The following is a 588-nucleotide window of genomic DNA, read 5'->3' as shown; positions in this document are numbered from 1 at the left end:
GCAAGCCTGTGCGCCAGCCCATGACTCCAGCCAAACCCCAACCCACACTCCACTTCCACCGCACTGGTGCGATACAAGCGCGTCCACTCAAACGGTAAAACCCCGTCCAGCACGCCATCGGTGAGGGTCAGCAGTTCCTCCCCGGTAACCATCGACACCGGGCAGCCGTTGGTAAGGGTCTTATCCGCTGGTGCTGCCGCATCACCCTTGGGATTCGACGCCATGGCCGGCGCATCATCGACATGCTCCTGCCGCACCAGCACCGTCTGCCGGGCCTTGCTGCGCACCGCCGGCACCGGGTTCGAAACCAGTTGATCCCCAGCCTTCAACGGTACAGCCGGCACCACCTTGACCGGCGTCGCCGCACTGCTCAGCAACACAGGCTTGGCCACCTCCACATGGGTTTCCAACCGCGGCCCCGTTGCCTGCTTGGCCAGCAACTCCAACAACGCCCGCGCTTGCCCGGACTTGACGCGACTGAGCACCTGCGCACCCAGGCGCAGCTGTACCCCAATGCCCCGGGTAGCCCAGATCAGCAGCAGGTTGATCAAGACTTCGCCGGTGATTTCACCCAGCAGCTCATACATT

The 588-nt window shown here is 63.6% G+C and carries 1 protein-coding gene; it reads right to left on the bottom strand.

From position 1 onward, the window contains the following. On the bottom strand, positions 1-588 hold a 588-nt coding region (locus KVH01_RS29450), incomplete at both ends, for a DUF6531 domain-containing protein (protein WP_225924439.1).

Origin of the sequence: Pseudomonas khavaziana (assembly GCF_019145205.1) — a bacterium.
Taxonomy (GTDB): domain Bacteria; phylum Pseudomonadota; class Gammaproteobacteria; order Pseudomonadales; family Pseudomonadaceae; genus Aquipseudomonas; species Aquipseudomonas khavaziana.
The sequence above is the reverse complement of the archived record's forward strand: the minus strand, read 5'-3'. Positions and strand labels throughout refer to the sequence as shown.